Source organism: Candidatus Colwellia aromaticivorans (assembly GCF_003333305.1).
GTDB classification, from domain to species: Bacteria; Pseudomonadota; Gammaproteobacteria; order Enterobacterales; family Alteromonadaceae; genus Colwellia; species Colwellia aromaticivorans.
Genome location: NZ_QOLD01000093.1, coordinates 1 through 7,193 on the forward strand (window position 1 = coordinate 1; position 7,193 = coordinate 7,193).

Below are 7,193 nucleotides of genomic sequence, written 5' to 3' on the forward strand. Positions count from 1 at the left end.
CATAAAGATGATAGATTAATTAAAGCTAATAAAATGAATGTTTATGAATTTCTGTGCTTAAAAAACCTTCTACATTTACCTTTGCTAAAGACCTTTCTGTTAAGTAATTATCCTTTTCAGCGATGCTGAAGCTCTACTACCACACTGCTAACCATACCTATAGAATATGGTAGCAGAAAAGATGGTTACGAAGGGGTATGTATGACTGTATTACATAAGTTCGTACTTTGAATTGAATTGACTGATTCTTATCATTTCGAATGCTCAATAAAGCTATAATATGGTCTGTAATTATATCGTATATGAAGTCCTAAGTTTATTAATAATCTAGGGAGTATTTTTCTCATTTATTTTATAAGTAGACAGTGACAAGGTAATTATTCACATTTTTTTAGCATAATAATAAGAAAAAATAGCAATTAGAAATGCGGCAGAGTGAGTTCCCATATGCCATCCGTTAGCAAGAAGATCCATAGAACCAGACCAAGTACCAGCAGTAATTTCAAGTACCATGATCACTGTTGTTAACTAAAATACAGTTTTTACTTTATTTTCATGGCGCTTATTGTCAATACCGAAATCATGAGAATGTTCCCACTGAATACTATTATAGTTTTTCATTAAATATCCTAAATAAACTGTATTAGTAAGGTCGCAGTGACATTTATTATGTCTTTTGTCATCGCTTTATTTTAAAGCTTGACCTGTGTCTTAGACGCAGGTGTAAACTATGTGTATGTTATATAAGCATCGTTTATTAATCTATGCTTTATCTAGGAAGGATGCCATGAAAGTCACAAAATTTTCCAATTATATGAATACCACAGCTAATACAGTCCGCTACTATACTAGGATCTGTCTTCTTACACCGAATAAAAATGCGGAAAATGGCTACAAAGTCTTTGGCAAACCAGAACAGCAAAGATTGAAGTTTATTCTAAGTACAAGACAGTTAGATTTTTCTGTCGAAGAAATCACAGAAATTCTGACTCAAGCTGATAAAGGCCATAGTGCTTGTCCATTGGTAAAGGATATTGTTGAACAAAGGCTAGTTGCAACTGAAAAACAGTTTCAAGAAGCAATGCTATAGTTTCAAGAAGCAATGCTATAGTTTCAAGAAGCAATGCTATTAATAGAACGGTTAAAAAAGACCATCAATGATTGGCAAGACAAACCAGACAGTGCACCTACAGGTAAAATGATTTGCCATCTTATTGAAGGAGAATATGATGAATGAAGGAAAAGTAAAATTAGCACAAGATAAAGAATCACCAAAGCATCTCCCCCCAGATGAAAGTGCTCTTTCTAACTCAATTCTGGAACTCATTATAGAAGGTGCTGGCTGCGCAAGCTGTGTCGGTAAAATTGAAAAAGCATTAATGGAAGTTGTTGGAGTTAAACAGGCAACAATGAATTTTGCCTTAAGAACCGTCACAGTTAATGGTAGTGCCGAGACTGACAAATTAATCAAAGCAGTTGAAAGCATTGGTTATAACGCAAAGTCGACATCTGGTTTGGGCGATGAGCAACTACTTGATGAAAAAGAACAAGTTGAGCTGCAATATTACCAAAGGTTAATACGCCAAATGTGGATCGCATTGGGACTTGGAATACCTTTGATGCTTTACAGTATCGCTGGCGGACCCATGACGGTAGAAACGATATTTGAGCGTGGAGTTTGGCTCACTGTTGGCCTTGTCTGTGTAGCTATTATGTATTTTTCAGGTAAACATTTTTATGTTGGCGCTTGGAAATCCTTCGTTAATCATTCTGCTAATATGGATACGCTCATTGCATTAGGCACAGGAACTGCATGGTTATATTCGATGGTCGTGGTTTTTTTTCCTATGGTATTGCCAGAAATGGCCCGACATGTCTATTTTGAAGCAACGGCAATGATTATTGGTTTGATTAATTTAGGTCTAGCCTTGGAAGTAAAAGCTCGTGGGCGTACCAGTGAGGCGATTAAAAGACTAATAGGTTTACAGGCAAAAACTGCGCGTGTTGTACGTGACAATAAAGACATTGATATCGCTATTGAGCAGGTCTTACTTAAGGATATTCTGCGTGTTCGTCCAGGAGAGAAAATACCTGTTGATGGAATCGTGACACAAGGTCATAGCTCGATTGATGAATCAATGTTAACAGGTGAGCCTATGCCTGTTGAAAAAGGTATTGGGGATGAAGTTGTTACAGGAACACTCAATAAGTCAGGCTCCATATTATTTAAAGCAACTCGTATTGGTAAAGATACAGCCCTAGCGCAAATCATCAAGATGGTGAAACGCGCACAAAATTCAAAACCTCCCATTGGGCGCTTAGCTGATGTGATTGCTGCTTACTTTGTCCCTGTTATCATGATTATCGCTATTGTCAGTGCATTAGCTTGGCTTAATTTTGGTCCAGAGCCAGCCATTGCATTTGCCGTGATATCGGCAACTACCGTATTAATTATTGCTTGCCCCTGTGCATTAGGACTAGCAACGCCAATGTCGGTCATGGTTGGTATAGGTAAAGCGGCAGAAGCTGGTGTACTCATTCGTAATGGTGAAGCATTACAAACAGTTTCCAAAATCACCGCTATGATATTAGATAAAACGGGCACTATTACTGAAGGCGCTCCTAAGGTGACTGATTTTATCATTGTAGATAATCACTATACCGAAAATAATATTTTAACGAGTGTTGCCAGTTTAGAAAGAGGATCTGAACACCCTTTGGCTCAGGCAATCGTTGAATCTGCCATTGAACGTGGCCTTGAACTAGATAACGTCAGTGACTTTTACGCTATTACAGGGCAAGGCGTATCAGCAACAATCGATGATCAGCACTTACTTTTTGGTAATCAAAAATTGATGCTAAAAAATGGTATTACACTTGGTGGGTTTGTTGAACAAGCGCAAGCATTGGCTGATGAAGCTAAAACGCCAATGTACTTCGCTATAGATAACAAGTTGGTGGCTATTATCGCAGTCTCTGATCCCATAAAAGAGGACTCTATTTCTGCAATAAAACGTCTGAAAAACAATGGTATTCGAGTCGTCATGATTACCGGAGACAATAGTGCTACCGCGCAAGCAGTAGCCAAAAAAGTCGGGATAACTGAAGTATTTGCTGAAGTATTACCTGAAGATAAATCTAGAAAGGTTGCCGAGTTACAAGCGCAACATGAAATTGTAGGTATGACAGGTGACGGCATTAATGATGCTCCAGCTTTGGCATTAGCTAATGTTGGTTTTGCTATTGGCACAGGTACAGATGTAGCAATAGAAAGTGCCGATATTACCTTGATGCGGGGTTCATTACACGGCCTTGCTGATGCGATTGCTATAAGCAAGGCAACACTTCGTAATATCAAACAAAACCTCTTTGGTGCCTTTATTTACAATGTCGCGGGAGTGCCATTTGCAGCAGGCGTTTTATATCCGTTTTTTGGCATTTTACTTAATCCCGTTATTGCTGGAGCAGCAATGGCTTTTTCATCATTAACGGTGGTGAGTAATGCCAACCGATTGCGCTTCTTCAAAGCTAAGGATCACTAGGAGAGTTTTATGATGATTATTAATATTGCAGGATTTGTGCTTATCTCACTAATTATTTGGTGGTTCTGGTTATATAAACCTGCTGAGGAGGAGGCTGCTAGTGATGATAATAAAATTATAGTTATTGTTAATAATGGCGTTTATCAACCAGCAAGGATAAAAGTTAAAACAGGACAGCAGACCGTTATTCAATTTCTTCGAAAAGACAGTAACCCTTGTGCGGCTATGGTTTTATTTCCTGATTTTGAGATTAGTGAAGAGCTACCACTTGATATTGATACAGACGTCGTACTACCACCTATGACATCAGGAGAATATCCATTTAACTGTCAAATGCAAATGTATAAAGGCACGCTGATAGTTGAATAAATCTTTGGTAAAGTGAACACATCCATTTAAGGAGAATAACATGACTAAATTTGACCACAGAGTCGGTGTTAAAGAAGCAAACCTAGTTGTAAGGAACTTACGATTAACTAATGTTACTGATGCCAATAGGGAGCTGTTGATGGAAGATATTGACAACCTTTTTGGTATTGATGAAGCTTCTTTTAATACATCAGAAGCTACCATCTACCTCGTATATGATGCAACTAACATTAACCTTGAAGGGATTGAAGAAATCATTAAAAAGCATGGAGCTGACATTCACAATGATTGGTGGACACATACCAAAGACGAGTATTACAAGTTTGTTGATCAAAATGTTAAAGATAATGCAAAACATGTTCCTTGGAGTTGTCACAAACCACCTTCGGGAGCAGGTAAAAAACACAATTAGCTAGTTCATTACTAGCAATTGAAACTATAGGTTAACGTTTTGATAGCAAATTTCAGTTAAATTTATCTTCCCCCATATACACTAACCTCGCAAATTTAGTTTCAAAGCTAGGTGATATAGCATTTTCACCATAGCTTTTATATTTAGCATAAAAATACAAGGAACTTCCCCGCCATTTAATAAATATATCAATAAGTTGATTACAACTAAACTATTTATCTTTGCCTTCTGCAATAGCTTGAAAAGTACTATCCAAACTAGCTCTTACATCATTTACCCAGAAAACTACTTCTTCTGGTGATTCTGTTTGAGCAATAATATTTCTTGCCTATGTACTTTACTCAGGAGTTCATTAATATCGTCATCTTCGAAGTTTTTTGTCGAAGATCCATTGTCTTTTAGTTTAGATTCCAGCCTAAAACACCACTGGAATGACGTTTTCAAGCAATTTTTAATTGTTCCTGATTGATCTACATAGCCATGTAATATTTTGAATTAACAATAAAGTTGATTTCATATGTTTTAAATTTCTCACAGATTCCCAACTCATAGCCTCATCAATTTGAAATAATAATTTATCAGAGCTCGGGAAACCAAATTCTTCAACAACAGCATTACGTAAATTCCCCCAAGCACCTTGAAGATCTGACAACGCTGTTTTTTCATACCCTGTAGGTTCTGTTTTAAAACTCATTGTGAAAATAAAAACTCTATTTTGAACGCATACTCACTTATTATTCAATAAGTGAGTATGCCAATAAAAATCAACTTTAAACGTTATATCACCATAAGCATGTAGACACTATGTAGTCATGGTGGTAACGATTATTTAAGGTAGACGTGTTTTGTATTTTTACATTAAAATCATTCTATTTCAGCACAGAATATGCACAGGAGCATTCATCAGAAAGTGCTAATCATAGAGGGTAATGCCCAGAGGCTTTGATTTTAAAGGGGAGGAAATGGGGTAGCTAAAGGGATTTGAACCCTCGACAACCGGAATCACATTCAGGTTGTCGGTATAGGATTTACTTGGATTAACGTAGATCAATCTAGGTATTACTTGTGTTGCTCATGTCATAGCTTGGATTTAAACGTAATTTATTGCTTCACGTACTCACAGAATACTCAAATACGGGTATTTTGTAGTTTTAAATAAAGCTATATTTTGTTTACTTATACCAATTGAGATAATGAAGGATCTATTCATTATTTCAATTAGTATTACATTACTGCTTAAACAACTAAACTAAGTTCACTATTAATACATTTCAAATGCTTGAGCTAATAACTCATAGCTGCGTAGACGCTGCTCAAACGTATAAGTAACATTCACCACAGTAACTTCATCCGCCTGACAATTATCAACCAGCGCCTCAATTTTTGTACGACATTCGGCACCTGTGCCTGAAATAATGTCACCCATACATTGATTAAAATAATCCATTTCAGATACGGATAGTTTTTTAAGAGCCGCTGCCGTTTCCTGTGGTGATGGGAAACCATCACGAATACCATGCATATGCGCTAATACTTTCGAATATGCTCTAATGGATGCTATCTGCTGTGCTTCCTCTGTTGTATCAGCGCAAACAACAGCCAATGCCAGCATAGTTTTTGGAGAGCCTTTATGACCTGCTGCCTGAAATGCTGCCCTATAAGCGTTAAAAATTTTATCTGCTGGCGTTCTACTATCGATAAACTGTGCAAGTACAAAACCTGTACCCAAGGTGCCAGCAAATTCACAAGAAGCACTACCAGAGCCAAGCATCCATAACGAAGGAGCGGCATCTACCTGAGGTGTTACTATCAATTTTGAATAGGGATGATCGGGCTCCATCGTTCCCTTCAGAAAATGCACTAAGTCATGTGCTTGATGAGAAAAAGCCTGACTATTAGAAGCTTTTGCCGGAAATGCCAACGCATCACTCGACACTTGATCACCACCCGGTGCGCGTCCAACACCAAGATCTACTCGATCAGGATAAAGTACTTCTAGCATACGAAACTGCTCTGCAACTTTATAAGGACTATAATGAGAAAGCATCACACCACCTGTGCCCACCTTAATACGCGATGTCTGACTAGCGATATGTCCAATCAAAATTTCAGGGCAAGGGCACGCAAAGATACCTGAGTTATGATGCTCAGCCATCCAAAATCTATGATATCCCCAACGTTCACACGCCTGAGCCAACTTAACAGAAAGCAATGGCGATTCACCAGAAGAAGAGTTGGCGTGGATGGGTGATTGATCAGTAACGCTAATACGTAGAGACATAAGTTATTTTCATGCAGACTAGAGATGACAGCAACTTTACCACAAAGTAATTAACATGTTAACCAATTATACAGGGGTTCTTCTCCATTGAAAAATGCTTTTGGTCGCACTAACAATTAAACAGCTTCAAAAAAAGAAACTTAGAAGCTACTAACAAACAGTATTCAGTTAAATGGTTGTGCTACGCATAGTGCGTAATACCATGAAGCCGATCGGTCAATACCATTCAAGCCGATCACTTTTGACTGACCTACTTTCAAGTCAAACGCCCTTTTATAGACAGGAGCGCTCATCCGCAAGTTCTGATTATAGTAGTGAATGCCCAGAGGCGTTGATTTTAAATGGAATAATGGGGCTAAAGGGATTTGAACCCTCGACAACCGGAATCACAATCACGCTGTCGGTATAGAATTAACGTGTATTTACCTGTAACAGGCTAGAGTTTTCGGGTGTTGCTCATGTTGTTGGTGCCGGCGTAAATCCGCCACTATTTGCCGCATAATAATTTACCGTTCAGAAGGCTCTATTACCAATTTTTTGAACTAATCAACTCGATGACTAAAATGGCAATTCATCATTGAAATGGTCG

Annotated in this window: 7 protein-coding genes; 4 read left to right on the top strand and 3 right to left on the bottom strand. The window is 37.9% G+C overall.

Annotated elements, in window-relative coordinates:
* Positions 1 to 381: 381 nt before the first annotated feature.
* Complete coding sequence (locus tag DWA31_RS17915) at positions 382 to 513, bottom strand: hypothetical protein (RefSeq protein ID WP_425451903.1); 132 nt, start codon at positions 511 to 513, stop codon at positions 382 to 384.
* Between the two features lie 274 nt (positions 514 to 787).
* Between DWA31_RS17915 and DWA31_RS15175 the strand changes: the two genes are divergently transcribed.
* The 4 genes from DWA31_RS15175 (at position 788) to DWA31_RS15190 (ending at position 4,323) form a co-directional block, all read left to right on the top strand.
* A complete protein-coding gene (locus DWA31_RS15175; RefSeq protein ID WP_245942646.1) occupies positions 788 to 1,090 on the top strand; it encodes a MerR family DNA-binding protein in 303 nt (100 codons plus the stop codon).
* Between the two features lie 139 nt (positions 1,091 to 1,229).
* Positions 1,230 to 3,542 (top strand): heavy metal translocating P-type ATPase, encoded by a 2,313-nt coding sequence (locus tag DWA31_RS15180; protein WP_114327421.1) that lies wholly within the window; start codon positions 1,230 to 1,232, stop codon positions 3,540 to 3,542.
* Between the two features lie 9 nt (positions 3,543 to 3,551).
* Positions 3,552 to 3,911, top strand: coding sequence for a cupredoxin domain-containing protein (locus DWA31_RS15185; protein WP_114327422.1), 360 nt, complete (start codon positions 3,552 to 3,554; stop codon positions 3,909 to 3,911).
* A gap of 40 nt (positions 3,912 to 3,951) precedes the next feature.
* Positions 3,952 to 4,323 carry a cation transporter gene (locus DWA31_RS15190; protein WP_114327423.1) on the top strand — a complete coding sequence of 124 codons (372 nt, stop codon included), beginning with the start codon at positions 3,952 to 3,954 and terminating at the stop codon, positions 4,321 to 4,323.
* A 451-nt stretch (positions 4,324 to 4,774) separates the two neighbouring features.
* Here DWA31_RS15190 and DWA31_RS15195 read toward each other — a convergent pair whose 3' ends face one another.
* Positions 4,775 to 5,017 (bottom strand): hypothetical protein, encoded by a 243-nt coding sequence (locus tag DWA31_RS15195; RefSeq protein ID WP_210725613.1) that lies wholly within the window; start codon positions 5,015 to 5,017, stop codon positions 4,775 to 4,777.
* Between the two features lie 567 nt (positions 5,018 to 5,584).
* Entirely contained in the window at positions 5,585 to 6,604 is a 1,020-nt protein-coding gene (locus tag DWA31_RS15200) for an LLM class flavin-dependent oxidoreductase (RefSeq protein WP_114327424.1), read from the bottom strand.
* Between the last annotated feature and the right edge of the window lie 589 nt (positions 6,605 to 7,193).

What these genes read in the sequence shown, in the direction of transcription:
- DWA31_RS15195 (WP_210725613.1), bottom strand. Translation starts at nt 5,017, where the DNA reads ATGAGTTTTAAAACAGAACCTACAGGGTATGAAAAAACAGCGTTGTCA.
- DWA31_RS15175 (WP_245942646.1), top strand. Translation starts at nt 788, where the DNA reads ATGAAAGTCACAAAATTTTCCAATTATATGAATACCACAGCTAATACA.
- DWA31_RS15190 (WP_114327423.1), top strand. Translation starts at nt 3,952, where the DNA reads ATGACTAAATTTGACCACAGAGTCGGTGTTAAAGAAGCAAACCTAGTT.
- DWA31_RS15185 (WP_114327422.1), top strand. Translation starts at nt 3,552, where the DNA reads ATGATGATTATTAATATTGCAGGATTTGTGCTTATCTCACTAATTATT.
- DWA31_RS15200 (WP_114327424.1), bottom strand. Translation starts at nt 6,604, where the DNA reads ATGTCTCTACGTATTAGCGTTACTGATCAATCACCCATCCACGCCAAC.
- DWA31_RS17915 (WP_425451903.1), bottom strand. Translation starts at nt 513, where the DNA reads ATGGTACTTGAAATTACTGCTGGTACTTGGTCTGGTTCTATGGATCTT.
- DWA31_RS15180 (WP_114327421.1), top strand. Translation starts at nt 1,230, where the DNA reads ATGAATGAAGGAAAAGTAAAATTAGCACAAGATAAAGAATCACCAAAG.